A 26039-nucleotide genomic window follows, 5' to 3' on the forward strand; every position below is an offset into this window, starting at 1 on the left:
GCTCGGTACAGGACAAGCGAAATTAACGCTTGGAGAACTGCGGGGCGCGACGTGCCTTGTGCAGACCAGCCTTCTTGCGCTCCACGACGCGAGCGTCGCGGGTCAGGAAGCCAGCCTTCTTCAGGGCGGCGCGGTTGGCATCACGATCGATGGCGTTCAGAGCGCGGGCAACGCCGAGGCGGATGGCGCCGGCCTGGCCGGTGGTGCCGCCGCCGTCAACGAGGACGATAGCGTCGAACTTGCCTTCGAGCTTGAGCAGAACGATCGGGGAGTTGACCTCACGCTGCAGCAGCTTGGAGGGGAAGTACTCCTCCAGAGTGCGGCCGTTGATGGTCCACTTGCCGTCACCCGGAACCAGACGGACACGGGCGACAGCCTCCTTGCGGCGACCGGTGCCGTAGCCCGGCTCAATCGCGGAGGTGCCGGTGCCAGCGCCAGCGTTGGTCTCGGTGGTGTAGTTGGTGAGCTCCTCTTCGGTCTCGACAACCTGGGAGTCGTTGGTGTTTTCAGCCATGATTCTTATCTCCTCTCAGGTTTCACTTGGCCTGCTGCGAGACCTGGGCGATCTCGAAGACCTGGGGCTTCTGCGGGGTGTGCGGGTGCTCGGCGCCACGGAAGATACGCAGGCGGTCGAGCTGCACCTTGGCCAGACGATTCTTCGGCAGCATGCCCTTGACAGCGTTCTTGATGATGCGCTCGGGGTTCTTCTCGAGCAGCTCGGCGTAGGAGTCACGACGCAGACCACCAGGACGGCCGGAGTGCGAGTAGAGTTCCTTGCCCATCTTGTTGCCAGTCAGAGCAATCTTGTCGGCATTGATGATGATCACGTGGTTGCCGGAATCGGCGTGCGGAGCGTAGGTCGGCTTGTTCTTGCCGCGCAGCAGGATTGCAGCCTGGGTGGCGAGACGGCCGAGCACCACGTCGGTGGCGTCGATGACGTACCAGTCATGAGTCAGATCAGCTGGCTTCGGAGTGAAAGTTTTCACTGGATTACCTTTTCTATATTGTGTTCCGGGTCTCAGCTGCTTGGTGTGGCTTGGTCAGGGCCGCATCCAAGAGGCGTCGAACCTCATTATCCGTGGGCTCCCTGAAAGTCCTCGATGGCGAGTGGGATAGCGCTTTGAAGGACCCCTTAGGGAAACACAACAATCCACTAGTATATCGCCGGGCTTGACATAGGGCAACTGGGGACACTCCATTGGGTTTATGGCTTCTCTTCCCCTATTTATGGTTTCTCTCCCACCCACTTCGGCTAACCGACTCACCTACGGTGAGGCAATTCCCTGCCTTCTCTCAGCTATCGCTTCTTTCAGGCCTCGTCTACGGACAGTCCACTGGACTGTCCGCTTAACGACTCGGCTCGTCAGAGGGAGGTAAAGCGGGTCAGGAATTGAAGATTTGGGCGAAGCGTTGGGCACCGGGGGTGTCGAAGAGGGTTTCGAGCGGTACCACGTTGCCCTTGGCGTCGGCCAGTGGGATGCGCCAGTTCGGGTATTCGTTGTTGGTGCCCGGCTGGTTCTGCGCACGCTTCTCCCCCACCGCGTCGGTGATCGAGGCGGCGAGCAGCTTGCACGGCGAACCCTTCAGTGCGTGGTACAGCGCGTCGACGATATCCGCCTCGTGATCCTCACGATGTTCGGCAAAGTCGGCATCAAGATAACCCTGCTCGACCAGCATGGCCAGCATCGCATCCTGCTCGGCCTTGGCGGAGGCTTCGAATTCCTCGGCCGGGCCGGTCAGCAAGCCCAGACGCTCACGAATCTTGACGTGCTCGTATTCCAGGTAACCGGCGGCCGGCGGCAAATCGTGCGTATTCACGGAGGCCAATGCATACGGACGCCACTGGGAGGGGGCGCGGAACACGCCGTCGCACTGCTCGAACCATTCAACGGCGCAACCGAGAATACCGTGGCTCGACAGGGAATCGGCCACATGGTCCGGCACCACGCCGAGGTCCTCACCTACGACCACGCCGCCGGCACGAGAGGCCTCGATGGCCAGAACGCCCAGCATGATGTCTGAGTCGTAGTACACGTAAGCGCCATCCATAGCCGAACGGTTCTCGGGAATCCACCACAGGCGGAACAGACCAAGGATGTGATCGATGCGCACCGCACCGGCACGGGCGAACATGCCATGCACCATATTGCGGTAGGCCTCGTAGCCGGTGGTCTCCAGATTGATCGGGCTCAGCGGCGGCTGGCTCCAGTTCTGGCCTTGCTGGTTGAACATGTCCGGCGGTGCGCCGACCGTGGCTCCCTTGGCGAAGCGCTCGGGATTCCACCACACGTCAGCGCCGGAGGGGTGCACGCCGACGGCCATATCGGACATGATGCCGATATGCATGCCGGCGTCCTTGGCTGCCTGTTGGGCGGAGGACAGCTGCTCGGCGGCAATCCATTCCAGCCAGCGGTAGAAGTCCAAAGTGTCCGGGTACTGCTTGCGCAGATTGGCGATTTCCGGGGAGTTGCGATTGAACTTGCGCTCCCAGTTGCCCTCCTCGCCGTTGGGCGCCCCCCACTTGTCGTAGCACAGGCACCACGTGGCATACGCCTCCAAGTCGGAACCACAGTCCGCCTTGAATTGGTCGAATACGCTTTGGCGTTCGGCGGTACGGCCGGCCTTGAAGATAATCCACAGGGCGTGCATCTTGCTGCGCCACATGGCGTCACGGTCGATGAGCTGGGAATCACCGTTCAGCGGTTCGGTGTCGGCATGCAGTCCGTCGACGGCATTCTTGTCGCCCTCGCTGAGCGTGGCATATTCGGCGATCGCCTCAGGACGGATGTACGTGAAGTTGATCAGGCGACGGCTTACCGGCAGATACGGCGACGGGGTGAGCGGGGACACCGGCTCGGCGGCATGCACCGGATTGATGAGCACGAAGTCGGCACCGGTCTTCTGCTTGGCGTCCACCAGCATGGTCTTCAGATCCTCGTAATCGCCCACGCCCCAGGAGTTGGAGGAGCGAATCGAGTACAGCTGGGCCATCCAGCCCCACAGACTGCCGCCCTTCATCGGGTCAAGCAGATCGACGCGATCAGGTGCACTGATCAAAGTGGCGTCTTGCACACGGTCGGCGACCTTGACGTGCAGCGTATGGTAACCAATCGGCAGATCGGCGGGAATGACCACAGCCGCATTCGAAATGAACGTACCATCCAAGTCGTAGGCCTGGGATCCATCTCCAGGACCAACTTCAATGGTGCCTTGATATGGCTCGCCATTCTCCAGCGTGATGCTCGCCGAAGGCACGTCCAGAATACCGGTGTTCACCAGCACCCGGTCCTCGCTACCGGCGATATGCAGCACGGTGGGTGCCACCAATCGGGCGTAACGCTCGTTCAGAATGCGTCGGATGGCGATGAGTTGGGCGCTCTCGCTGGAGGCGTCGATGCCCAGCGCTGCCAGCACCTCGATCAGGACGTCATCGTCTATCTCGTGGTAGTCATGGCTCATGCCCAAATAACTCGTGCCGACACCGACCAACTTGGCCAGTCGAATCAACGGACGGGCCAGACGCTCTTCACTCTCGGTAATCTCACTCATAGCCCCAGTCTAACGCCGTTTGATTGCGCCACACCGTAAGAAAAATGCCATGATTCCGCCAAATTATGTACTTTTTACCCTCACATAGTGAGATGTGAGCGCTCACAATGGTGGACAGGGGGTGATTGCCGGCCAAATTTGCGCGGCAAAACACAGCAATAGTGTGCTTAGCGGCGGCTTTCCACGGCGTGCCGCACCTCGGCCGAGGGGTCGTTGGCCAATTTGGCAAGCATCGCTTCGGACGTATTGGGGTTCAGTGCCACGGCACGGCGGACCATCGAAGAAAGCACCGCCGGTGCTCCCTCTTCGGATTCGGTGCCAAGTACGCCCAAGAAATCCAATGTCTCCGCATCCGCAGTGGGGTCCTGCGCACCCTCAAGCCGCATCTTCCAGCTGGTGCGCTTGTTTTTCAACGCCGTATCCCGGACCGCAGGCACCGGGTCCTTGGTCAGACGGCCGACCAGCCAATTCTTGTCGTCCCCGTTGGCGGCCACGGCTTGACGCACGGACGGTTCGGGGTCTTCGGAGAGTTTGACCAATACGTTCGGGAACGGCATGGTGTCGGCGAGGAACACACGATCGGCCACCGGGGTGTGCGGGTTGCCGGCCACAGCCTCCAAAAGTGCGGTGGCGCGGGAGAACGCCGCCTGATCGGCACGGTCAGGCAACGGCCGACGGGCGAATTCGGACAGTTCGGCCGGGTCGGTGGAATGGCGCAGACGCTCGTATGTAGCGGTCAGCGGTTCGAAATCCACCGGAGCGGCGGACTCGGCTGCGGACTGCGCGCCTTGGTCCTGCTGCTGGGCGTCCGTGTCGGTTGCAGTCTCGGCCGCGGCCTCGGTTGCGGCCTCGGTGGGCTGGGTCTGCTGGCTGGTGGTGTTCTCGTCGGTCATGATGCCCAGCTTAGTCATACAGGCGTCACGCGAGCGGAACCGGAATGTTGACCATGTCAATCGGAGCCGGCACCACAGCGGCATTGAACGCTTCCCGCACACGCTCCTCGAATCGCGCGCAATCATCCTGCGGCACCACCGCGGTCAACTCGACGTTCACCGCATACGATTCATCCTCCTGACTGCCACCAAGCTGCGCCAGGATCTGCTGGAATCGGGCCAACTGCGGGTATTCGAGGCGAACCCGGTATCGCTTGGCGGTCATGATGCGGGCGGCGCGGGCGGCTTTCATCGCCAATGATGCGGCGGATGAGTACGCGCGGACCAGCCCACCGGAGCCCAGCAGAATACCACCGAAATATCTGGTGACGGCAACCACGCAATCGGTGGTGCCCGACTGCTTGAGTACGTCGAGAATCGGCTTGCCGGCGGTACCGGACGGCTCGCCGTCATCGCTCATGCGTTCGGACAGTCGCCCATCCGCGCCTCCGCACACGGCGGCATACGCCACGTGTCGGGCTTTCGGATGCTGCTCACGGATCGCAGCCACGAACGCGAGCGCCTCGTCGAGCGTATCGACATGGGCGGCGTCGCCGATAAATTCGGACTTTTTTTCGACGAGCGAATCGTGGGCAGGATCGTCGGGCGTGTTGAGAATCGTCTGCATGAGCGTGTTCCGGTGGTCGACTGGCTGGGTGTTCGATTGAGCGCGAGGCTAGGCAGGGCTATCAGCGTTCGGAGACGACGACGTTATAGTCTTCGCCGGCGAAGTAGGCGGTCAGGCAGGCGATCATCTGGCGGGTGAGCTCCTTGAACGCGCCGTCGGCACGCCAGCCGACGTGCGGGGTCAGGACGATGCCGGGCACATGGCAGATGGCGTCGTCGGCGGTCAGCGGCTCATGGTCGAACACGTCGAGTGCGGCGGGAACATCGCCCTTTTGCAGTCGGGCAAGCAGCGCACCGGATTCGATGACTTCGGAGCGGGCGGTGTTGATGAACAGGGTGCCGGGCTTCACATGCGCAAGGTTCTCGGCGGTGACGATGCCGCGCGTGGCGTTGTTCAGCGGCAGATGGACGGAGATGACGTCGCTGGTTTCGATGAGCTTGTTGAGATCGTCGACCGGAGTGGCACCGGAGCGTTCGAAATGCTCGGGCGGCACATGCGAATTCCATGCGGCGACCTCCATGCCGAGGGCGCGGGCGATGCCGGCCACGGTGGAGCCGATGCCGCCCAGTCCGATGATGCCCATGCGACGGCCGGCGAGTTGCAGTCCATCGCCGCTGGCCCACGCCCAGTTGCCGGCCTTGACGTCCTTATCGAGTTGGCCAACGCGGCGGATGAGCTCGAACAGAAGGGCGAAGGTGTGCTCGGCCACGGCGTGATCGCCATAATGTTCGGCGTTGCAGACGCGGATCTTCAGCTCGCGCGCCTTATCGAGATTGAGGTAGCTGGCGACGCCGGTACCGCAGAACACGATGCACTTGACGTGCCCCTGCCCGCTGATGGTGCGCAGCAGATCGTCCGAAATGTGGTAGCCGCCCACCAGCAGGGCGTCGGCATCCTTCAGACGCTCGGCTATGGTCGCCTCGTCGGACGTGAATTCCTCGAACATACGCACGCGGGCAACGTCGTGGAGCGCGGGGAACTGGGCCTTGATGGGCTCGATCATCGAGTCAAGCACGGACGGCATCACGACGAGGGGCAGATCGGTGCGTTCGCTTTGGGTTTCGTAAATCTCGGTCATGGGCTCCACATTAGGAGGCCGGCGGGAAAAGCGTCACCTTGCGGCTTCCCCTCCTTGAGACCAAGCCGAGCAACTATTGCTTTGCCGCCTGCTCCTGCGTGATGTTCCATTCCTTGACGACGTTCTGGTCCGCGCCCATCGAATAGATGACATCCCAGATGCGTTGGCGTATCTGAGCGTCGTAGGCTTCGTCCCAACATGTGACTATGGGATGGTCGCTGGATATCGGGCACCATTGGTAGTTGCCTTGATGCACGTTGGCGGTGGGCACCCAGTCGATGCGGTTGACGCGCCACGACCCCTTGACGCCCTTCTTGCCGGCGAACTGGATGCGTGCGGTCACACCCTGGTTGTTGACCAAGGTTTCCGGCGTGTTCGCCGACTCGGTGACGGCGTTGCCCAGACCGTAGATAATCCACGTGCCGTTATAGTTCTCGATGGGCTGCGCACAATGGCAGCCGGCACCGTAGATAACGTCGAAGGCACCAGTGTCGGCAAGCTCATGGGCTTCCGAAATCTGCCAGGAATCGGCGTAATCAAGGTATTCCTGCACCGAGTGCATGGCGATGGCCACCACATCGGCACCTTGCTCGCGGGCCTTGTTGGCCTTGTCTACCGCGCGCTGGATGTCGCTGCCGTGATTCGGGTCGCCGTCTTCGCGCAGACGATCCACCTGCCAGTCCTCGTCGGCGGTCATGCCGTTGAGGGAGACCGTGCCGGTGACCAGACCCAGCTTGCCGCCGCCGGTCGGGGAATCGATGACTAACGGTTTGGTGGAGTCGGCTTCGGTTTTGTACGAGCCGGTCTGGGCGATGCCATCGGCCTCAAGCGTGTCCCACAGACGGGCGATGCCATCCGCCCCCTGATCCCAGGAATGGTTGGTGGCGTGTGTGCAGGCGTTGTATCCCACGTTGCGGGCGGCATCCGCCACTTCCGGCGGAATGTTGAAGATCGGGTACGCGGCATATGGGCCGCCGCGCTGGGCGATCGGGGTTTCGAATTCGCACACGGCGATGTCCGAAGCCTGAATGTACTGCTTCATCGGCGCGAACAGCGGGTCGAAGTTGAAGGCGGTGCCATCCGTGGCGTTGGGGTTCAGGCCTTGGAAATGGCTCCACAATCCCTCATGGAACAACAAATCGCCGTTGACCAGCATGGCGATGCAGTCCGTATCCGGGCAATCCGGTGAATTGCCGTGATGTTCGGTCACCGGTTTGGGCGTGTTCTTCGCTTTATTCAACGCGACGTCCGACACTCCGGCGCGTGCGGGGCCATTGCCGTCCGTGCGATGGGTTGCGAACCATGCGCCGATGCCCAGCGTAACGGCGAGCGCGATCACGAACACGATAATCAGCGCCGCACGGTTGGTTCGTGTCGAGTTGGAGCGATGTTGCCCCTGCCCAGCGATATGGCTCATCTTTGCCCACCCTTCGGAACTCTTCTTCTCTCTCTAGGGTACCGCCCATCTCAGTCAAACACTGCGGGGAGGAAGGCGATGGGCAAGCGATTGGACAAGCGACATAAACCGGTTAATCTTCAATCACCATTCACGAACACCACGCAAAAGTCTCACTTAGTGGACATTTTTCTTTCGTCGCTCGGACTTTTCCCGACGTGCCGCACTCGTTCGCCCACTAAAATGGCGGTTTGGAGGCGGACGGACAATGGCGTACCTCCGACTCCGCTTACCACAAGCGGAGACCGCCCGTCCTCGGTTATTTCAGGAGTTACTTAACCCGGAGTTTCCGGAAAACAAAAAAGTTCCGAGCTTTCACCCGGAACCTTAATCGGCGGAGTCAGAGGGATTCGAACCCTCGAGCCGTTTACACGACTAACACCTTAGCAGGGTGCCCCTATCGGCCACTCAGGCATGACTCCACGTTACGCAATAATGCGCAACAGCAAATTACTGTACCACGTCCTGCGGATACGGCGTGCCGAACGACACATTATTGAACGTCCGCGGGTGCGGCGTCGCCGGAGAACGTAACGATAACCGCGCAAATCACCAACGCCACACCGACGATTTCACCAACGCTGGGAATCTCGCCGAACGCCAGTCCCACGGCCACCGCCATGGCGGGATTGATGGATTGCATTACCGAAAATGCGCCGGATGTGGTGCGTCGCAGCGTGATCTGCTCCACCACATAGGGAATGAACGAGGCCATCAGGGAAATCACAAACAGCAGAGCCAGCAGCTTCAGCGAGCCGCCGGGCTCAAGCGCCCACGTGGCATCGGCCTTGGGGTGAACCACATGAGCCACAGCCGGCACGCCAAGGAACAGGGACTGGACCAGCCAGCCGATGGTCACGGCGATGCACAGATTATCCAGCGAATTGCCGCCAGCCGCCACGCGCCGGCCGGTGATGATATACATGCCCCACATCGACCCGCCGATCAAAATCGCAATCAGACCATACAAAAACGTGCCATTGCCGGACGGATTGGCCAATGATATGCCAGCTAACAGCACCACACCGACCGCCGCGATACCGATACCGACCCGCTCGCGCCAGCTTTTGCCGGTAATCACCGCCACCGAAAGCGGTCCCAAAAATTCGATAGACACGGCAATGCCCATATCCATATTGCTGATGGCCACATAAAACAGGGTATTCATCAGCACCAGCGAGCAGCCGAGCAGTACGACCAGCCCCCAGCTGCGGGCGTCGCGGTGAAACAGTTGCGCTCGCTTCGCCTTGTTCCAGGGCCTGCGCCACAGCAGCAACAGCACCGCCATGAATCCCACGCGATACCACACCGAGTACAGCGGATCGAGCTGGGTGAACGCAAGTTTGGCGACGGCCGTAGCCAAATAAATCACCAGTGCCTCACCAATCACGATAAGAACCACGGGAACACGGTTGAGGATACCGACCACTGCCTTCTTCATGAGGTTTACGCTACTCGGAGAGCCGGGACAGCGCGCATTGACTTGGAAGGCGTTACGGACAGTGACGCAATGTGGACGATTCCGTGGAATCGCACCCACCATGCGAAACAGCCGCACAGTGCGTAAACCCTTGGAATTCCGGCGATATTCGGCATTATGACAATGAGCGCCGCGTCATGCGCGCCACATAGTGAGCATGACCTCGTTCGGCATTCCTACAATGGTGGCATGAGCACCGCACCGAGACTTGAGGCCGCCAAACGCGATTGGGGCCACGACGAGACCGGATGCACCGTGCTGCATATCGACATGGATGCCTTCTATGCCTCATTGGAGGTGGCGCGCAACCCCGGGCTCAAAGGCAAGCCGGTAATCATCGGCACCGGGCCGCGCGCGGTGGTGTCCGCCGCGAGCTACGAAGCCCGGAAATACGGCATCAATTCGGCGATGCCGGCCGCGCGCGCCCATCGGTTGTGCCCGAACGGCATTTTTCTGCCAGTGGATATGGCGTATTACCGCATGATGTCGCACCGAATCATGCATGAGGTGTTTTTGACCGTCACCGACCGGTTCGAGCAGGTTTCGGTGGACGAGGGCTATATGGATGTGTCCGCCGCACTGCTGGAGTGGGGGCGGCCGAGCGCGATCGGCGCGTGGATTCGCGCTCAGGTGGCCGAGCGCTTCCACGTGACGTGTTCAGTGGGTATCGCCTGTAACAAACTGGTGTCCAAAATGGCCTCGACCAATGCCAAGCCGGACGGCATGCTGCTGATTCCCGCGGCCCGCTCGGCCGAATTCGTGCAGATGATGCCATTGCGTGGTATTCCGGGAATCGGGCCGTCTTTGGAGAAGCGGCTTAATGCTTGGGGCGTGCATTCGGTGGCTGAATTGGCTCAGCTGGATGAGGCTGCATTGACTCGTGCCACTGGCTCCCCGGCTGCGGCACGTGGATTATGGGCGGCCTCGCACGGGTTGGATTCCCGCGAAATTACCACGGTACGCGAGGAGAAATCCATTGGGTCCGAGGAAACCTTGGCCGAGGATACACGCGATATGCGCGTGGTGTGTGGGCTACTGCGTTCGGCCTGCGACGAAGTAACCAGCACGCTGCGGCGCAAGGGGCTGGTGGCGCGCACGCTGACGGTGAAGTTGCGGTTCGCCGACCTGAGCTATCAGACCCGGTCTTTTACGATGGAGCGGCCGACCGATACGGCCGGCGTGCTGTACCCGGAATGCGTGCGGCAGCTGAAAGTCATGCTGGGGCTACCGGCCTCGGCGGAGTCTGCCACTCCCCTGCCCAAAACTATTCGCTTGGCCGGTATGAGCACGTCTTCGCTCAGTAAGGCGGCGGCTACGGCCGTGCAGCCTTCACTGGATGACATGCTCGAAGAGGCCGACAATGCCCGCGGCCAGACCTCACAGGCGCGTTTGCATGATGCCGAGGCCGCACTGGACGCTGTGCGCCGCAAATTCGGCAACAAGGCCGCCCAGTTTGGGGCGTGAACGGCTCAACGCCACTTACGATCTCATTACGCCGTGAGACGTTCGCAGGCGGAACGGATGGCCTCGTCGGTGGCGGTGGCGGAGAAACGCAGGTAGGCGGGAGCGCCGTAGAATTCGCCGGGGCTGGGGATGATGCCGATCTTGGCGAGCTCGGCCATATCGGCCCAGCAGTCGCCGGACTTGGCCTTGACCCATACGTACAGCGCGCCGGAGGGCATTTGTGCCGAATAGCCATATGCCTTCAGTGCGTCAACCAGCGCGGATAGGCGGCGACGGTAACGCCTCCATTGCTCGTGCACAGCGGCTGTGTCCTTCAGGCCTGCGGCCATGGCGGCCTGCACTGGGCCAGGGATAATCTGGCCGATCTGCTTGCGGTATTCGGCCATTTCCTTGACCAGCCGGTAATCGCCGGCAATTAGAGCCGTACGGTAGCCGGCCATGTTGGACTGCTTGGACAGCGAGTAGAGCACCAGGATGCCAGCTGCCGAACCTTCACACACATGTGGATTCAGGGCACATGGCGTGGCGGAGAGACTGAATGCGGTATCGGAGGCGGGCTCGTTGGATTCGGCCACCGGTGCGGCAGGCACAGACGCAGCAGATGCAGACGCGGCAGGCGCAGAGGACGCGGCTGTATTGCGGCGCACCGAACGCCAGTCCATTAACGCATAGCATTCGTCGGAGAGCACCACGGCACCGATGCGACGGGCAGCAGCCACGATGTCGGTCAGCCAGTCAGCGGAGATGACCTCGCCGGAGGGATTACACGGCGAGTTGATCCAGATGGCCTTGACGTTCGGAATATTCACCCAGGAATCGACGTCGGTCACATCATCGACTTTGACCACGGTGGCGCCGGCAAGTTGGGTACCGATTTCGTAAGTCGGGTAGGAGACAGCCGGTTGGACGACCACATCGCCTTCGCCAAGGTGCAGCAGGCTGGCCATCAGCGCCACGGCCTCCTTGGAACCCACGGTGGGTACGGCGGCAGCGTTGATGGATTTCAGATCCACCCCGCGCAGTTCGCGGAACCATGTATCGATAGCGGCCTTAAGGTCGGCGGTGCCGGCGGTGACCGGGTATCCATGGGCGTTGGGGGCGTCTGCGCCGGCAACCAGCGCCTGCTGGACACTGCTCGGCACCGGGTCCACAGGCGAGCCTACGGACAGGTCGATCATGCCACCCGGCACGGTTTTGGCGGTGGCTTTGAAGCCGGCGATACGAGACCAGTCGTATGGCGACGAATATGCGTGGAAGCCCATGAGAACCCCTTTCTTGGACGGTATGTTCCTAAGATACGACGAACCCTCGGCCGTGATAGACCGAGGGTTCAATCCGAACTATGCGCTGTGTGCAGCGCTTATCCGCAAATCAGCTTACTGGTTCTGCGGCGGCAGCGCGGCGACCTGTTCCGGGTCTTTGCCGATTGGACCATTGGCGGAAGCGCCGCCCAAATCGCCGACTTCAGCGAAGAAGTTGACAGCGGCATCCTTGTACCAAGCCCACTCGTCCGGCAGATCATCCTCATAGAAGATGGCCTCGGTGGGACACACCGGTTCGCATGCACCGCAGTCGACGCACTCGTTGGGGTTGATGTACAGCGAGCGGGAACCCTCGTAAATGCAGTCGACGGGGCACTCGTCCACGCAAGCCTTGTCCTTGACATCCACGCAAGGCTGAGCGATTACATATGGCATGGAATCCTCCTTAACAAATACTGATACAAGGGTACGCGCCTGTTGGGACGCTCCTCGCTCTCAGCCGTTAACGGCCTTATCGGTTTCGGCGGACAGCGTTTCGGTCAGGTCGCCCTTGCCGAGGCGCGCATGCCAGTAGCCGTAGCCGAAGTAGATGGCGAAGCCGACCACGAGCCACACCACGAAACGAATCCAGGTGAGCACGGACAGGTTGAGCATCAACCAGAAGTTGGCCACGGCGATGAGGATCGGAATCCACGGGCTGCCGGGCATCTTGAAGGCGCGCGGCAGGTCGGGGCGCTTCTTGCGCATAATCGGGATGGAGATGGCCACCAGCGTGAAGGCGGACAGGGTGCCGATGTTGACCATGTCGGAGAGCACGCCGATGTCGAAGAAGGCGGCCACGAGCGCCACCACCGCGCCGACGACGATCTGCAGAGCGGCCGGGGTGCCATGCTTGCCGGTCTTGGACAGGCCGCGCGGCAGCAGACCATCGCGGCTCATGGCGAAGACGATACGGGTCAGGCCGAGCAACAGCACCATAACCACGGTGGCCAGGCCCAGCACGATGCCGAAGCTGATGATCTTGGCGGCCCAGTCGGCGCCCACCAGTTCGAAGGCGGTGGCCAGCGAGGGGCTGTCTTGCTTGGCGAGATCGGCATAGGAGACCATGCCGGTGGTCACCACGGCCACGAGCATGTACATGACAATGATGAGCAGCATGCCCACGCCGATGCCGAGCGGCACGTTCTTGTGCGGGTTCTTGGTCTCCTCAGAGGCGGTGGCCACCACGTCGAATCCGATGAACGCGAAGAACACGAGCGCCGCGCCCGAGAGGATGCCAGGAACGCCGTACACGGATGGGGTCATGCCGGTGGCGAACTGCCACAACGGCTGGGTCATCACGCCGGTGACGGCGGAGGAGCCTTCCACGGTGGAGGCCGGCTGGCTCGGCGGAATGAACGGGGTGAAGTTGGAGGCCTTGACGTAGAAGAAGCCGACGATCACCACAAAGAACACGATGGCGATCTTGAGCACGGTCATAGCACCGTCCACGCGGGCGCCGATCTTGGTGCCGAATACGAGCAGCGTGGTAAAGAACGCCACGATGATAATCGGGGCGATATCGATGTGGAAGGAGCCGAACGTCAGGTTGGTGTTGGCGTTCCAGCCCATCAGGCGCATGAAATCGTTGAGGTATACGCCCCAATATTTGGAAATCACGGAGCCGGCCATCAGCATTTCCAGGATCAGATCCCAGCCGATGATCCAGGCCATGATCTCGCCGACCGTGGTGTAGGTGAAGGTGTAGGCGGAGCCGGCCACCGGAATCATCGAAGCGAATTCGGCGTAGCACATCACGGCTGCGCCGCACACGATGCCGGCGATCAGGAAGCTGATGATCACGGCCGGGCCGGCGTGGAAGGCGGCGGCCTGCGCGCCCACCGAGAAGATGCCGGCGCCCACGGCTACGGCCACACCCATGATTGACAGATCCCACCAAGTCAGGTTGCGCTTGAGCTTGCGGCCCTCTTCACCGGTTTCGGCAATGGTCTGTTCGACGGATTTTGTACGGAACAGTTGCATAGTGCTCTTCTTTTTTCTCTGTTGTTTGCGCACCGAATGCGCACAATACCGACAATCGAGTATAGAAGAGCCCGCGTGTCTTGTCTATTAATAAGACTCAGAGTCCGCAATATATGGGATTAATAACCCACTCCATCAATCAATAGCGCGATTACAGCACACCGACGCAGACCGGTTCGGGCACCAAGTCCACTCCGAACGCGCTCTTGACTGCCTGCTGAACCGCACGCGCCAAAGCTGCGATATCGGCCGCGCTCGCTCCCCCACGATTGGTCAAGGCCAGCGTGTGCTGCGTGGATAGACTGGCCGGCGCGTCCGCATCGACCTTATATCCCTTATGGCAGCCGGCATGGTCGATGAGCCAGGCGGCGGACGTCTTGGTGCCGGGAGTGCCGTCAGGCAGAGTCGCGTCGAACTTCGGCGCATCTTCGGGCAGGGCCGCCGCTTGGTCGGCGGTCAGAATCGGATTCATAAAGAACGAGCCGCAGCTGTGGCGATTGTAGTCGGGAGCAGGCAGACCGTCATCGCCAACGGGAATGCCGGCGGCCTCATTGAGGGAGGCCAGACGCTCCAGATCGGTCAGGATATTGGCCTCGCGCTTGGCGGTGGCCATGTCAGGCAAGGCGTAGCGAGTAGGGTCCTCGAGCATGCCCTTGGCGGCACGTACTGCGAGCACGGCTTTGCGGATGTCGGCGGTGGCCATACGGTCGCCCACTTCGACGCCAAGCGCTTTGGCAAGCTGTCCGTAACCTACCGTGCCTTCGGCCGAGTGGGTCAGGGCAAAGGTGACGGAAAGCACCACGTAACGTGGCGTCGGGAAGAATCGGCCGGCCGGCCGGCCGGGGCCGGCGTACATGCTGGTCTTCAGTGCGGAGTATCGATAGCCGAATCGAAGATCGGCGGGTGTGAGGTCGCGCGTTGTTTTGGTGTCTCGATCCCAGACTTCCACCGATTCGACCGAAGTGGCGACTTCCTGCCCGTAGGCACCGATGTTCTGCACCACGGAAGCGCCGACTGTGCCGGGAATGCCGGACAGTCCCTCGACGCCCTCGAGCCCGAGCTCTACGGTGAAGGCCACGAAATCATCCCAATTGGCACCGGCCTCGGCATTGACATGCACGGTGCGATCCTCGCCCTCTACCGGTGCAGCCTCGTCCGGCACAGTGATGAGGCGTCGGGCGTCTCGAACCACCACGCCGTCAAAAGGCTTATCGGAAACAAGCAGGTTGGAGCCGCCACCGACGACGACCAAGGGCAGGCCTTTGGAATCGGCTTCCTCCACGGCTTCGATGAGTCCCACGCGCGTGGTCGGCTCGATGAAATGGGCGATGGGGCCGCCCACGCCCATGGTGGTGATGTCTGCAAAGCTTGTCATGGCTTACTATCTTAGTGGCGCAGGTGCGATATCGAGGCAATCATCGGCTGAAACGGCAGAACGCCCGCGTCTGAACGAAGGTGGCGCGGGATTTCTGCCGTTTTGGCGGCCCGAAACGACAGAACGCCCGCGAGGGGTTCGTTCAGACGCGGGATTTCTGCCGTTTCTCACGCGATGCGGATACTGATTCCGCACCCTGCCACTCGCCTCCGGAGGCAATACGCAAAAACCCGGCCGAATGGGCCGGGTTTTGTAAAGCTGTGATACTTGCGATCAACGAGTCTCGCGGTGCACGGTCTGCTTGCCGCAGCGCGGGCAGAACTTCTTGAGCTCAAGACGGTCGGGCGTGTTACGACGGTTCTTAGTCGTAATGTAGTTACGCTCCTTGCACTCGGTGCAGGCCAGCGTGATGCCCGGACGGATGTCGGCGCTCTTAGCCATTGTCATTCACCTCTGTGTTCTTAGGTATAGTGCGCGCCCACCGGTTAGCGGGCGCGATTTGTAGCGAGGAAGAGGCTCGAACTCTTGACCTTACGATTATGAGTCGTACGCTCTAGCCAGCTGAGCTACCCCGCCAGAGAGCCCCGAGTGAGAATTGGACTCACGACCTCTTCCTTACCAAGGAAGTGCTCTACCACTGAGCTATCGGGGCGTGGCGGATAGTGGATTCGAACCACTGAAGCACGAAGCGGCTGATTTACAGTCAGCTCCCTTTGACCGCTTGGGAAATCCGCCAGTCTGTTTCCCGCCGCGGTGTTTGACCTCAACAGGCAACTTGGCTATATAACCACAGATTTTCCAGGTATGCAAATCGGCCCCTACGCGAACCTTGTTTTACCGCGGAATTCTGCGGTTTTATCGGCGTGTCTCACAGCGTGTTTTCAGGGCCCGCTTCGGCCCTGCAAACAGCCCCGACCAAGGCTGCACCCCGCACTTCACCCAATCATTTTTTCTTATATGGTGCTCTAGAACCTTGCAATGGCGCGGTTTTCAAGCGATGTCGCCTGTTTGCGCGGCACGGCGCATGCTGGCATGCTGGGCGCATGGCTTCTGATCTTGTACATCACGGACAATCATTCGACGACCAGCCGCTCGGATTCGGCACGCTGGCCATTCACCTCGGTAACGGGGTCGACGCCGAAACCGGCGCGATCCGTCGCCCCATCACGCTGGCGAACGCCTACGCGCTGCCCTACGACGCCTCGGCCTTGGCGATTGCCAAGCATCTCGAATCGCTGGATGTGGTGCGTTTCGTGGCGTACCCCGGTCTGGAATCGCATCTGCACCACAAGGTGGCGGCCAGCCAGCTGGCCCGCCCGGACTCCGGGTTCGGCGGCGTGCTGTCGTTTGGCCTCGACACCGACCACGACGGGCACACCCGATTCGTTTCCAAGCTCAATGTGATTACGTCTGCCGTCTCGCTCGGCCATGACTAATCGCTGATCGTGTTCCTCGGTGAGGATGACGAGCGCCAGTACCTGTACCCGCCTGAGTTCCACCGCGGCTTCTTCCGTCTGGCCGTGGGTCTGGAGGATACGGACGATTTGATTCGCGACATCGATCACGCGCTGGTGGAGGCCGGATTCGAGGTGTGAGACCGCACCGCGCGCATGATTTCGGCCTCTTCCGCCCTGCTGCCGCCGTCAGTGAGTCACAAGATGGCTCGGTGACGACGATGGCAGGGCTTTTTACGTCAGCACAGGGACAATACCTGGCGGTCTGCCGACGATGACGGCACTTATCGTCGGCAGACCGCCAGTTTTTGGACCGTCGCCGACACAAAACGCCGATTTGCCGTCGGCAATGGTCCAAAAACTGGCCCTATAACGACGCCAACGCGGCTCAGCATCGGCGCATCGCCATTTCGTGGCCCACTGCCGACGCTGGCCTCATGCCACGGCACTCAGCGTCGGTAGAGAGACAACCATTGGCACAGCGACGACACCACGAACCTGCGACACGGAAAAAAACAACATACCGTCGACCTACTGCCGTCTTGTGCAAAATGTCTTAAGCCGCTCGGCCAAGTCGCCAACTGAGCCTCTTCCATAGGGACCCCAATCCGTTACCCAGTGTAGATGCGGTGCAACGCCGAACTCAACTACGTTGCGCGCATGCACCTTTATGCATAGCAGGCATGGCTGGGCGTTTGGTGGGAGCAGCTTTCGGCTCCCCTCTCTGAGGGGGAGCCCCTTTCCGCCTAGCAAGAGAAAACCCCGACTATCCGCGGGAACAGTCGGGGTTGTTGAAGTTCGCTAGGCGACTAATCAGCCGAGGATGGCGAGAATGTCGCGGGCGCCGACGATGAGGTAGTCCTCACCCTCGTAATGGACTTCGGTGCCGCCGTACTTGGAGTACAGCACCTTGTCGCCGACCTTGACATCCATCGGGATGCGCTCGCCCTTGTCGTCACGACGGCCCGGGCCAACGGCCAGGACTTCACCCTGCTGAGGCTTCTCCTTGGCATTGTCCGGAATGTACAGACCGGAAGCGGTCTGGGTCTGGGCCTCGGCCTGCTTGACGATGATCTTGTCTTCCAACGGTGTGAGCTTAATCGACACTGTGGGTCACCTCGTATCTACTTGTAGTTCGATAATGCCGCGCCAGAACGCCTCAAGAGGCTGACGATCACTTGCGTTGTCCCTTTGCGCTAGGACACATCGTAGCGCGATTATTAGCACTCTGCCAACTCGAGTGCTAACGCTGTGAGAGAAAATCGTCGAATCGCAACGCTCAGTTGCCGCGGCGGGCAAGAATGGAGTCCAGGCCTGCGCCCAACGAATCGGTGGTCGCCGCTGGCGCTTCGACGTCGGCACGCTCCTCGGATTCGTGGAATGCGGCTCGCTGGGCGGCGTTTGCAGCCTCGTCATCGGCGTCCGTATCGGCATCATCGCGCTGCTCCGGCTCAGTGTCTACAGCGTTTCCGGCGCTGACAGCCTTGGCGTCGTCCGCGGCCTTGACGGCTCGGGCCTCGTCAATCAACTTTTCCGCCACTGCGGGTTCGACAGGTTCCGCCTTGGACACCTGACGGGTCGACTTGATCTCCAAGCTTTCCGGAGCGTTGTCGGCGTTATGTTCCCCACCCAAAGTGAAGGAGATGAGATCCTGCGAGGTGGACATATCGAAGACGTCCAGTGCTCGGGCAGGGCGTACGCTGACCAGTTCCGACGTGGCATCGGCAGCGGCAGCGGCATCGTCGCGCTCATCGCGCTCGTCACGCACCGTAAGCGATGGTTCAACTCGAGGGGCGACGGACTTGTCCGACTCAATCGACTTGTCTGTGCGAACGGAGGCATCAGGTGTGGCGGAAGATTCGCTGGTTTCGGCAGCGGACTTACGGTCGGCGGATTCATCGACCATAGCAGACGGCTCGGCGGCAGGCTTATCGGCGGCGGACTGTGCAATATCAGACTTCTCAGACTGTTTGGCGTGCTCTTCCGCGGCCTGATATGCGGCGGCGGACTGACGCAACGCCTTGGCCTTGGCCTGCTCAATCTCGGCATCGCGTAACGCGCGGCGAATCTGCCGCTGTTCCATGACCTCGGTGGCAGCATCCTCAATCTGCTCGGCAGGCTTCTCGGCAGGCGCAGTTACGGCCGCAACCGGTTCGGCCTTGTTCACACGCTTGCTGTCCTTGGACTCGGCAGACGGTTTCTTGGACCAGCCCGTACCGCTATGAGCCCGCTCGTAGCGGACCACCTTGCGCTCCCATTGCCGGGCCTGGCGTGAGGCATTGGCTCCCAGCACCAGCACCAGCAGCAACAGCACGAACGGAATAAGAGCAAGCAGCGGACTGAAATGCAGGGGGAACGATACGGCAAACACCAACACGGTTATGGCAAGCAGGCATACGGCGAGAATCTGCCGGCGGCGGATGGCCGCGCGGCGCAGTTCCCGCACATGGGCGATGTGCTCAGATGTCAGCCTCGCTGACGGTGTTGATGCTGGCATTGCTGCCCCTTTCGCCTTATGCGGCTTGATGTCTCCGAATCGTCTGCCGTTCTCTGCATCAACGATATGCAGGGAAGGCGAATAACGATCCTGCCGGTGCTCGTCCACACGTTTCATGCCGTTGGCCGTACGTACGGGCAGCCATACAACGATAATAATCGCCACAATCACCAGCACGACGACAGTGCTCAGTGACTCATAACCCATAGAGTCAAGGATAGGAGACGTGCCGACGAACTGGGGCTTTCCGTCCGGGCGTGTCGGAGCGGAATTCTTCCGGTCGACGCTTATCTGGAACCGGCGGCGGCGAGTCTAGCGGCGAACCCTTGCCCCATATCTTCAGCCAACAGCGCAAACGTTACGTGGTCACGCCACTGGCCATTGACATACATATACCGCTCGCGCAGTCCCTCATGATGGGCTCCGACCTTACGCACCACAGCCAAAGAACGCGCATTATCCGGCAGAATGGCGATTTCCAGCCGATGCAACGCGGGCCCGAATGGGTCTCCGAGCGCCCAATCGGCAAGCATGGCCAGTGCCATTGGCGCGAATCCGCGGCCGGCGCACCGTTGATCGACCCAATAACCAACCACGCCGGTACGCATGGCACCATACACGATGGCTCCCAACGAAATCTGGCCGACGATACGCATCTGGTATTCGATGGCGAAGATCACGCCGACGCCATGCTGCTCGTTACGGCGCTGCCGCTGCACCCATTGATTGAATGTGATGGAGCCGCCATGCATCGGGTCACCGGATTCCCAAGGTGCCAGCCAGTCGTTGTTGCGCCAGCGCACTTCGTTCCAGCCGTCCTCATCATCCATGGTCAGGGGGCGCAGGACTATCGGAAAACCGGGATGGGTGAGACGTGGCGGGCGGATCTGGTGGTCCAGCTTGAACGCCTCTTTAATCGACTGGAAAACTGACACGGCCTTTATTGTAGCCATATGAAGGTCTTGCGCCGCTACCGTGGCCACTTTCGTTTTACGATGGAAACACTAGATTGTGCGGTATGAGCGAAGTGGGCAGTGGCATGAATATCGGCAGCGACTACAGCGGCACAGAGAAAACAGAGAAGACGGATAAAGCGACGCTGCGCCACCATATACTGTCTCGGCGCAAGCGCGTTCCAGCGGAAGAACGCGGAGCGGCCGGTGAATTGCTGGTGCGACGGTTCCCAGCACACATGATTCAGGATGGTCCCACAGTGGCGGCATATGTGTCGATGGGTTCGGAAATCGAAACCCGGCCACTGTTGCGATGGCTGCGGGCTCATGGCTGCCACGTGTTGGTGCCAAGGTTGGGGTCTGGGTTGGAAATTGGCTGGAGTGTGCTGGATTCATTGGAATCATTGCGCTCGATGGATGCAGTGGGTGGCGCGAACAATGCCGGTAGCTGCAGCTCTCCCAGCACCGTCCATCACAGACCCGATGAGCCAACTGGCGCAGTTCTACCGCCCGAAGCGTTGGAGAAGGCCGATCTGGTCATCGCTCCGGCTTTGGCAGTGGACCCGCAGGGCAATCGTCTGGGGCGTGGAGCCGGCTGGTATGACCGGGCCTTGGCTCGCCGCAAGCCCGCATGTCCCCTGATTGCGGTGTGCTGGCCGTGGGAGGTGTTGGACATTGATTTGCCGGCCGAACCACATGATGTGCCGGCCGACGGAGTGCTGACGCCGGAGGGATACCGGCGGCTTAGCTCATCGGGCCTGTTGAGCTGGCCGGCCGGCCAAGATACTCGGCGCAAGCCAGACTGACCAACCAGCCACGCACACTGGCCGATGGAACCAGAGTGGCAACAGCAAGCTGGCTAGTAAGACCGTAACGCCAATGTGTCAGGGCGGCGACTAGGATATGAACGGTTGCGTGGCATGGCGTTTGGGCCATCCGCGAGAAATATGACTTTGTTGGAGGAATCCGTTGCCTACCTATCATTACCGTTGCAAGAACTGCGGCTATGACTTCACCGAACAGCAGTCGTTCAATGACGACCCGATTACCGTGTGCCCCAAGTGCTCGCAGGAGCAGGTGCGCAAGGTGTATTCCGCCGTGCCGATTGAGTTCAAGGGTCACGGCTTCTACCGCACCGACAAATCCGGCAAGTAAGGTCTGTACACCCGCTTTTCCTCTGTAAACGACGGTGTCGACGGCGGTATGCCGCGGATATTGGCACTACGGGCACTGTCTGTTGCACGGGTTTGAAGCGTTGTGGATAACTTGGCAAGCTAGAACCACATAGGTCGATTTGGCTTGCGCTTACGAAAAACTTCAGGTCACCATGGTTGCATGGTGACCTTTTCGTTTATTAAGCCGCCTGCGCGCGGCTCATTGCGGCGACGGCGCATGGCGGATGCCTTGCGCCGACTCACTGCTGCGTTGTGCGTGGGACTCGCAGTGCTGTTTGGGATTGAAGCCGTATTGGCCGTGGTGGAGACCGAGCCGATGGTGGTGGCCGCCCGCTCGATTCGACGGGGTGACATTATTCTGGCCGCCGACGTTCAGTTGGCTGATATGCCGGTATCTGCGGCAGGCCCGTCTTGGACAGGCAATATTGAGGATGTGGTGGGCAAGGTAGCGCAAATCGATATCGAAGCAGCCGATCCCATTTCCACGCATATGGCCAGAGATGCGCCCGTAGCACCGACCGGCACTACGGTGATTGAAGTCCGCTTGGCCAGTAGCGTCGACGATGTATTGGCCGGCGATCAGGTGAGACTGGTTTCCGCCGTCGGTTGCGAAGGCGCTGATTGCACGCTGGCCGAGAACGCCACGGTGATGAATGTCGGCAAACCGGATGCGATTGGTGCATTGGGAGGCAACGACCGACTGGTGTCGTTCGCAATGCCGCCGGAGGCCGCGGCCAAGGTTATGGAGCTGCAACAGGCCGGAGCGATTATGGCCGTTGTGCGGTAGGAAGCGGAATCGGCCTTCGGCCGATACTGTGTTTTCCGCAGCCGACAGGCTGCGGAAAACACAGTGTTGGGGCGCACAGAGTGCGCCCCAACTCCTACTCGCGCTCGTTAAAAACGGCCCAATGCGGCGGCAGTTCGCCGAGGATGCGTTTGTCGTCGTCGGATTGCCGTTGTTGGTCGGTCTGCATGTCTCCGGGCTCGAGTTTGACACCGTCAGCGTCAAACTGCTCAGTGCCCTTCATCACCACGCGCTTGTGCTTGCGCGGTGTGCGCCGTGTAGCCGAGTATTCCGCCATGGTTATTCAACCTCGCGATAGATCTCACCGATACGGCTGACGATACGGTCGACTTCCTTATCGGGGTTTACGAAGGCGGCGACACTCCAGACGGTCATCACATTCCAGCCCAAGGAAATGAGATCCTGTGCCGACAAACGATGACGCCTACGCGTGGATTGCACGGACATAAAGTTCGCGTCATCGGTCTGCACGGCCAAGGCAAACGGCTTGTCCTTCAATCCCACCACGAGCGGAATCTTCACGCCCTTGTCGAATCCATAATCAACAGCAGCGTTCAGTCCTCGCGCGCGCAACCTGTCGGCGATATCGTCGAACAGCACGTTGCCGCCTGCCGCATCACGCAACGGAAGCACCGGACGGTCGTCAAGCTGTTCGGCCCACGTCAACATGGTCTTCAGGAACCGAGGACCGGACTGGTGCAGTCGTTCTTCATCCAAATCTTCGGAACCAAAGGCCGACACAATATCCAAGCTGTGGTCCGCCAATGCCAGGGCATCCAGCAACAGTCCGCGACCGCCTGTGCTTTCGAGCGGACCGAACTGCTGAAGCAGACGTCCGTGCGTGGTTTTCGCATAGCACATCGACAGAATCACGTCAGTGGCACGACCTCCGGCCACGTCACGCAAGGAAACCAACCGCACATGGCGCAGGAATCGGCCCATCGCCTTGGATTTGCCTGCCAACGACTTCAATTCGGCACCCAAGCGTGTGCGGAATGCGTCGGTCAACATCACGACCACAAGTCGATAGCTGGAAGGAACCACGGCAAAACCGGCGGCACGTTGCGTAATCAGACGCACCACTTCATCAATCTCCGGCTGGCTGGATTCCACCAGACCAGAAGACATAACCGGCACACCGCTCGCTTCCACACGGTGGAATCGCACCTCACCGGCAGCCGGCTCGGTGGCCACATCATAGCGAACAGGACCATATCCCTCGGATTCAAGGAATGCGGACAGGCGCGGCGCACGGCGAGACGGGGCAGCATCCACCTCGATATGAGGCAACGTGTCGATCAGCTGCTTGACGCTTTCGCTGGTTACCGTCGCGCAGTGGGCGATCACCACCACCTGCTGCACGCGGCCGATGATGGACAGCAACTCGATAGCGGGAATGTGCGCGCACGCATCGAGAATCGCCACATCAGCCAGCACACCCGGCTCGGTGAGTGCGGCGAGCGTACCCGGCGCGGCCACCAGAATCGGCTTGGCCGCGGCCAGAATCTCCGGATGATCACGGCGAATCCTGCTCAGCGACACACTGGCGCGCCCTGCCAGCACGGTGTGCATCTGGTTGGCTTCCTGAGTGCGGGAGAACAGCATGTCGCACAGGCGGCGCATGGATTCCTGCGACACCATCGGTCCGATGGAGCGCACGTGCTCCACATCGACCTGCGCAAAGCGGTCGGATGCGGCCTGCAGCGCGGCACCATCCTGGTTGGAGATGATGGCGGACGAACGCACAATGTCCTCAAACACGGTGGTCCACCAGGCCAGCTGCACTTCGCCGCGCACCTGCTCCACGCTCACTCGGCGAGCGTTGAGATCGGCGACCAGTTCGTTCAGTCCGGCAGAGGCGAATTCCTGCTCCAGCAGGCAACGCTCCGGCAAGGTGTCCAGTGCCTTGCGATCATCCAGCAGTGCTTTCAGGCGTGCTTCCACCTTCTCGAAATCGGCGGTTTCCAGATTGCCACCAGCGGGTGTGGTGGAAAGCACGGTATCCAGCGCGGTCATATTGCTGACCAGCGCCTCTTGGGTGGAGATGATCTCGTCGAGCTTGCTGGGCAGCACCGGCCAACCGCCGTGAGGCACGAACTGATGCCACTGCTCCCCTTGCTTGGCGACTACCTTCAACGCTTCGTGCAAGTCCTCGACCTGCGCGCCGACGCGCAGCAGATCCTTGGCTTCCTTGATGTGGCGGCGGCGCTCCCAGAATCCCATCGACGTGCCCTCGGCCTTGCGCTGGCTCTTCGGCTTGGTGGCCTCGATCATGGAGCTGATGTCTCGCTCGAAAATCTCCGGCTGGAACACGTCAAGCACTCGTCGCAGATTCTTCAAAACCGTAACCTGACGCTCCCACTCGCGGGTGGTGGGAGGAACCGGGAATCCGCAGGTCTGCACGGTGCGTGCCACCTGCTCACGGGTGGCGGGCAGGAAGCGACGCAGCAAATCGTCCACGCGCTGGTAGGCGGTTACTGCCTGTTCTTCAGTGGTGATGGACGCCTTGTACCATGCGGTGTCTTCCGGGCCGATGGTGTATTCGCCGAGCTCGCCGGCGCGTTCCATCTTGCCGATCCATGTGTCAATATCGTTGGCGATGCTCAGGGCACTTGACTCGTCAAGTCGAACGTGGGTGGCAGGGTGCGTCGGGAGCACGGAGATACGGGCCAGATTCTGAATGGTCTCGTATGCGGACACATTCCACTTATCATTGCCCCCGTGCAGGTCGCCCAGATAGCGGGTCAAGCGCGAGCGCACGCCCACGAGTTCGTCGGCCAACTGGTCGAATCGCTGGGTGGCGACTCCCGGTTGGAATCCGACTGCGGCAATCAGCTGCTTATCAAGCGCGGCGTTGGCGTGTTCATCGGATACATCCAGTACCTGCGCCTTCATCTCATTGGCGGAAGCCGTCTGGATGAACAGACGCTTCTGCTCGGCCACGCCGGGCACGTACAGCACGGAACGACCATTCATCAGGCAGCGCGATGCGATGGCCACAGCCTGCTCCGCGGTGCCCTTCGGGAAGGTGCCGTCGACCACGATGCTATGGCCATTGGCAGCAAGTGACGCGGCATATCGCACCGTATTGTCCACATCGCCGACTTCGTACTCGGCATGCGGGTCTACGTCGAAAGGACTGTATTGCGGAATATTGGCATCTTTGAGCGCGGTGCGGGCGGATTCGTCGCCGGCAAGCGCGTCCAACAGCACATTGCCGGTGGGGCCGTTCTCCAGCTGGTCGATGAACTGTCGGCTTTCGCTGATCATCTGCGACGAGGGGTCCATGAAGCATCCGAGCACAATCTGGCGCTCGATGGCGAAGTCGGAGATACGCTCCGACGCTTCGGACGAAATACGGGCGAACATCGCGGAAGTTTCGGGAGTGCCACTGTCATAGCTGGCACCGTCAAACAGGGAATCCTCATCCAGGAACACCCCCTGCTCACGCAATGTATTGACGAACGCGACGTTCAGGGCCACGCGACCGGTGAATCGAATGGTGGTCGACAAGCCATCATCCTCGATCGTGACGCTCACCGGGTACAACAGCACCGGCAGCGCGTTGCCCTTCCATGTGGCCACGCCGACCACGAGCGACAACTCCGCCACGCCGGAAATCCTGCGTTTGGCGGCCTGGTCATCCAGCACGCGCCCAATATGGCGTTCGGCGGCCTTAAGCACACCCGTGTCGCGGAACAACGAATCCAACCGGACATGGCCGGAAGCGAACAGCTGGGCGATGCCGGAGGGATGGGCATGGGTCATCTCCAGCTTCGCGGCCAGTTGATTCACATCCTCGAGCGGCGATGGCGGCTGCATGCTGCGGTATTGGTCACGCCAGCGACGGATGCGATTCAGACCTTCCGTGAGATTCTGGTTCTGAGTCTGGCTCTGGGTCATCTCTCG

22 protein-coding genes, 4 tRNA genes and 1 pseudogene are annotated in these 26039 nt (G+C 60.8%); 5 read left to right on the forward strand and 22 right to left on the reverse strand.

The window, feature by feature from the left end:
• Positions 1-22: 22 nt before the first annotated feature.
• The 9 genes from rpsI to BLLJ_RS08735 all read right to left on the reverse strand — a co-directional run bounded on the left by rpsI (position 23) and on the right by BLLJ_RS08735 (position 9084).
• Positions 23-514 (reverse strand): 30S ribosomal protein S9, encoded by a 492-nt coding sequence (gene rpsI / locus BLLJ_RS08695; protein WP_003829868.1) that lies wholly within the window; start codon positions 512-514, stop codon positions 23-25.
• Positions 515-536: 22 nt separating this feature from the next.
• Complete coding sequence (gene rplM / locus BLLJ_RS08700) at positions 537-986, reverse strand: 50S ribosomal protein L13 (RefSeq protein ID WP_007053026.1); 450 nt, start codon at positions 984-986, stop codon at positions 537-539.
• Positions 987-1383: 397 nt separating this feature from the next.
• The gene (gene malQ / locus BLLJ_RS08705; RefSeq protein ID WP_013582928.1) at positions 1384-3549 is read right to left on the reverse strand and encodes a 4-alpha-glucanotransferase; all 2166 of its coding nucleotides are present in this window, start codon (positions 3547-3549) and stop codon (positions 1384-1386) included.
• A 167-nt stretch (positions 3550-3716) separates the two neighbouring features.
• On the reverse strand, positions 3717-4460 hold the full coding sequence (locus tag BLLJ_RS08710) for an AbrB family transcriptional regulator (protein WP_007053797.1): 744 nt from the start codon (positions 4458-4460) through the stop codon (positions 3717-3719).
• A gap of 7 nt (positions 4461-4467) precedes the next feature.
• The gene (locus BLLJ_RS08715) at positions 4468-5109 is read right to left on the reverse strand and encodes an IMPACT family protein (RefSeq protein WP_007053023.1); all 642 of its coding nucleotides are present in this window, start codon (positions 5107-5109) and stop codon (positions 4468-4470) included.
• 61 nt (positions 5110-5170) lie between these two features.
• Positions 5171-6187 (reverse strand): D-2-hydroxyacid dehydrogenase family protein, encoded by a 1017-nt coding sequence (locus BLLJ_RS08720; RefSeq protein ID WP_007053022.1) that lies wholly within the window; start codon positions 6185-6187, stop codon positions 5171-5173.
• Between the two features lie 73 nt (positions 6188-6260).
• Positions 6261-7604: a CapA family protein gene (locus BLLJ_RS08725; protein WP_013582929.1), complete on the reverse strand. Its 1344-nt coding sequence runs from the start codon at positions 7602-7604 to the stop codon at positions 6261-6263.
• Between the two features lie 374 nt (positions 7605-7978).
• Positions 7979-8065: transfer RNA gene (locus BLLJ_RS08730), tRNA-Ser, on the reverse strand.
• 71 nt (positions 8066-8136) lie between these two features.
• Positions 8137-9084 carry an EamA family transporter gene (locus BLLJ_RS08735; protein WP_007053020.1) on the reverse strand — a complete coding sequence of 316 codons (948 nt, stop codon included), beginning with the start codon at positions 9082-9084 and terminating at the stop codon, positions 8137-8139.
• Positions 9085-9312: 228 nt separating this feature from the next.
• Between BLLJ_RS08735 and dinB the strand changes: the two genes are divergently transcribed.
• A complete protein-coding gene (dinB, locus tag BLLJ_RS08740) occupies positions 9313-10587 on the forward strand; it encodes a DNA polymerase IV (protein WP_007053794.1) in 1275 nt (424 codons plus the stop codon).
• A gap of 26 nt (positions 10588-10613) precedes the next feature.
• On the opposite strand, the gene dapC is transcribed toward dinB, so the two are convergent.
• The 8 genes from dapC to BLLJ_RS08780 all read right to left on the reverse strand — a co-directional run bounded on the left by dapC (position 10614) and on the right by BLLJ_RS08780 (position 15981).
• On the reverse strand, positions 10614-11849 hold the full coding sequence (gene dapC, locus BLLJ_RS08745) for a succinyldiaminopimelate transaminase (protein ID WP_007053017.1): 1236 nt from the start codon (positions 11847-11849) through the stop codon (positions 10614-10616).
• Positions 11850-11963: 114 nt separating this feature from the next.
• On the reverse strand, positions 11964-12284 hold the full coding sequence (gene fdxA, locus BLLJ_RS08750; protein WP_007053016.1) for a ferredoxin: 321 nt from the start codon (positions 12282-12284) through the stop codon (positions 11964-11966).
• 60 nt (positions 12285-12344) lie between these two features.
• A complete protein-coding gene (locus tag BLLJ_RS08755; RefSeq protein ID WP_007053015.1) occupies positions 12345-13871 on the reverse strand; it encodes an amino acid permease in 1527 nt (508 codons plus the stop codon).
• A gap of 151 nt (positions 13872-14022) precedes the next feature.
• A complete protein-coding gene (locus BLLJ_RS08760; protein WP_007053014.1) occupies positions 14023-15246 on the reverse strand; it encodes a UDP-N-acetylmuramate dehydrogenase in 1224 nt (407 codons plus the stop codon).
• Between the two features lie 273 nt (positions 15247-15519).
• Positions 15520-15687 (reverse strand): 50S ribosomal protein L33, encoded by a 168-nt coding sequence (gene rpmG, locus BLLJ_RS08765; protein WP_007053013.1) that lies wholly within the window; start codon positions 15685-15687, stop codon positions 15520-15522.
• Positions 15688-15748: 61 nt separating this feature from the next.
• Positions 15749-15822, reverse strand: a tRNA-Met gene (locus BLLJ_RS08770).
• 4 nt (positions 15823-15826) lie between these two features.
• A tRNA-Thr gene (locus BLLJ_RS08775) sits at positions 15827-15898 on the reverse strand.
• Between the two features lies 1 nt (position 15899).
• Positions 15900-15981: transfer RNA gene (locus BLLJ_RS08780), tRNA-Tyr, on the reverse strand.
• Positions 15982-16289: 308 nt separating this feature from the next.
• On the opposite strand from BLLJ_RS08780, the pseudogene BLLJ_RS08785 reads away from it, so the two are divergent.
• Positions 16290-16841, forward strand: a pseudogene (locus BLLJ_RS08785) (PLP-dependent transferase).
• Positions 16842-17513: 672 nt separating this feature from the next.
• Here BLLJ_RS08785 and groES read toward each other — a convergent pair.
• The 3 genes from groES to BLLJ_RS08800 form a co-directional block, all read right to left on the reverse strand.
• A complete protein-coding gene (groES, locus tag BLLJ_RS08790) occupies positions 17514-17807 on the reverse strand; it encodes a co-chaperone GroES (protein ID WP_007053011.1) in 294 nt (97 codons plus the stop codon).
• 172 nt (positions 17808-17979) lie between these two features.
• Positions 17980-19404: a hypothetical protein gene (locus BLLJ_RS08795; protein WP_011068733.1), complete on the reverse strand. Its 1425-nt coding sequence runs from the start codon at positions 19402-19404 to the stop codon at positions 17980-17982.
• A gap of 80 nt (positions 19405-19484) precedes the next feature.
• Positions 19485-20150 carry a GNAT family N-acetyltransferase gene (locus BLLJ_RS08800; RefSeq protein ID WP_007053783.1) on the reverse strand — a complete coding sequence of 222 codons (666 nt, stop codon included), beginning with the start codon at positions 20148-20150 and terminating at the stop codon, positions 19485-19487.
• A gap of 65 nt (positions 20151-20215) precedes the next feature.
• On the opposite strand from BLLJ_RS08800, the gene BLLJ_RS08805 reads away from it, so the two are divergent.
• From BLLJ_RS08805 to BLLJ_RS08815, 3 genes are all read left to right on the forward strand, one after another.
• Positions 20216-20956 carry a 5-formyltetrahydrofolate cyclo-ligase gene (locus BLLJ_RS08805; RefSeq protein ID WP_012472143.1) on the forward strand — a complete coding sequence of 247 codons (741 nt, stop codon included), beginning with the start codon at positions 20216-20218 and terminating at the stop codon, positions 20954-20956.
• A 163-nt stretch (positions 20957-21119) separates the two neighbouring features.
• Positions 21120-21305: an FmdB family zinc ribbon protein gene (locus BLLJ_RS08810; RefSeq protein ID WP_007053007.1), complete on the forward strand. Its 186-nt coding sequence runs from the start codon at positions 21120-21122 to the stop codon at positions 21303-21305.
• A 237-nt stretch (positions 21306-21542) separates the two neighbouring features.
• Positions 21543-22112: an SAF domain-containing protein gene (locus BLLJ_RS08815; protein ID WP_007057269.1), complete on the forward strand. Its 570-nt coding sequence runs from the start codon at positions 21543-21545 to the stop codon at positions 22110-22112.
• 94 nt (positions 22113-22206) lie between these two features.
• Here BLLJ_RS08815 and BLLJ_RS08820 read toward each other — a convergent pair whose 3' ends face one another.
• Positions 22207-22407: a hypothetical protein gene (locus tag BLLJ_RS08820; protein WP_007053005.1), complete on the reverse strand. Its 201-nt coding sequence runs from the start codon at positions 22405-22407 to the stop codon at positions 22207-22209.
• 2 nt (positions 22408-22409) lie between these two features.
• A complete protein-coding gene (locus tag BLLJ_RS08825) occupies positions 22410-26033 on the reverse strand; it encodes a helicase (RefSeq protein ID WP_007055240.1) in 3624 nt (1207 codons plus the stop codon).
• Between the last annotated feature and the right edge of the window lie 6 nt (positions 26034-26039).

Origin of the sequence: Bifidobacterium longum subsp. longum JCM 1217, from assembly GCF_000196555.1 — a bacterium.
GTDB lineage: Bacteria > Actinomycetota > Actinomycetes > Actinomycetales > Bifidobacteriaceae > Bifidobacterium > Bifidobacterium longum.

What these genes read in the sequence shown, in the direction of transcription:
- malQ (WP_013582928.1), bottom strand. Translation starts at nt 3,549, where the DNA reads ATGAGTGAGATTACCGAGAGTGAAGAGCGTCTGGCCCGTCCGTTGATT.
- BLLJ_RS08820 (WP_007053005.1), bottom strand. Translation starts at nt 22,407, where the DNA reads ATGGCGGAATACTCGGCTACACGGCGCACACCGCGCAAGCACAAGCGC.
- BLLJ_RS08720 (WP_007053022.1), bottom strand. Translation starts at nt 6,187, where the DNA reads ATGACCGAGATTTACGAAACCCAAAGCGAACGCACCGATCTGCCCCTC.
- BLLJ_RS08795 (WP_011068733.1), bottom strand. Translation starts at nt 19,404, where the DNA reads ATGGGTTATGAGTCACTGAGCACTGTCGTCGTGCTGGTGATTGTGGCG.
- dapC (WP_007053017.1), bottom strand. Translation starts at nt 11,849, where the DNA reads ATGGGCTTCCACGCATATTCGTCGCCATACGACTGGTCTCGTATCGCC.
- BLLJ_RS08800 (WP_007053783.1), bottom strand. Translation starts at nt 20,150, where the DNA reads ATGGCTACAATAAAGGCCGTGTCAGTTTTCCAGTCGATTAAAGAGGCG.
- BLLJ_RS08755 (WP_007053015.1), bottom strand. Translation starts at nt 13,871, where the DNA reads ATGCAACTGTTCCGTACAAAATCCGTCGAACAGACCATTGCCGAAACC.
- fdxA (WP_007053016.1), bottom strand. Translation starts at nt 12,284, where the DNA reads ATGCCATATGTAATCGCTCAGCCTTGCGTGGATGTCAAGGACAAGGCT.
- BLLJ_RS08760 (WP_007053014.1), bottom strand. Translation starts at nt 15,246, where the DNA reads ATGACAAGCTTTGCAGACATCACCACCATGGGCGTGGGCGGCCCCATC.
- BLLJ_RS08710 (WP_007053797.1), bottom strand. Translation starts at nt 4,460, where the DNA reads ATGACTAAGCTGGGCATCATGACCGACGAGAACACCACCAGCCAGCAG.
- rpsI (WP_003829868.1), bottom strand. Translation starts at nt 514, where the DNA reads ATGGCTGAAAACACCAACGACTCCCAGGTTGTCGAGACCGAAGAGGAG.
- rpmG (WP_007053013.1), bottom strand. Translation starts at nt 15,687, where the DNA reads ATGGCTAAGAGCGCCGACATCCGTCCGGGCATCACGCTGGCCTGCACC.
- dinB (WP_007053794.1), top strand. Translation starts at nt 9,313, where the DNA reads ATGAGCACCGCACCGAGACTTGAGGCCGCCAAACGCGATTGGGGCCAC.
- BLLJ_RS08715 (WP_007053023.1), bottom strand. Translation starts at nt 5,109, where the DNA reads ATGCAGACGATTCTCAACACGCCCGACGATCCTGCCCACGATTCGCTC.
- BLLJ_RS08805 (WP_012472143.1), top strand. Translation starts at nt 20,216, where the DNA reads ATGAGCGAAGTGGGCAGTGGCATGAATATCGGCAGCGACTACAGCGGC.
- BLLJ_RS08725 (WP_013582929.1), bottom strand. Translation starts at nt 7,604, where the DNA reads ATGAGCCATATCGCTGGGCAGGGGCAACATCGCTCCAACTCGACACGA.
- BLLJ_RS08815 (WP_007057269.1), top strand. Translation starts at nt 21,543, where the DNA reads ATGGCGGATGCCTTGCGCCGACTCACTGCTGCGTTGTGCGTGGGACTC.
- BLLJ_RS08735 (WP_007053020.1), bottom strand. Translation starts at nt 9,084, where the DNA reads ATGAAGAAGGCAGTGGTCGGTATCCTCAACCGTGTTCCCGTGGTTCTT.
- BLLJ_RS08825 (WP_007055240.1), bottom strand. Translation starts at nt 26,033, where the DNA reads ATGACCCAGAGCCAGACTCAGAACCAGAATCTCACGGAAGGTCTGAAT.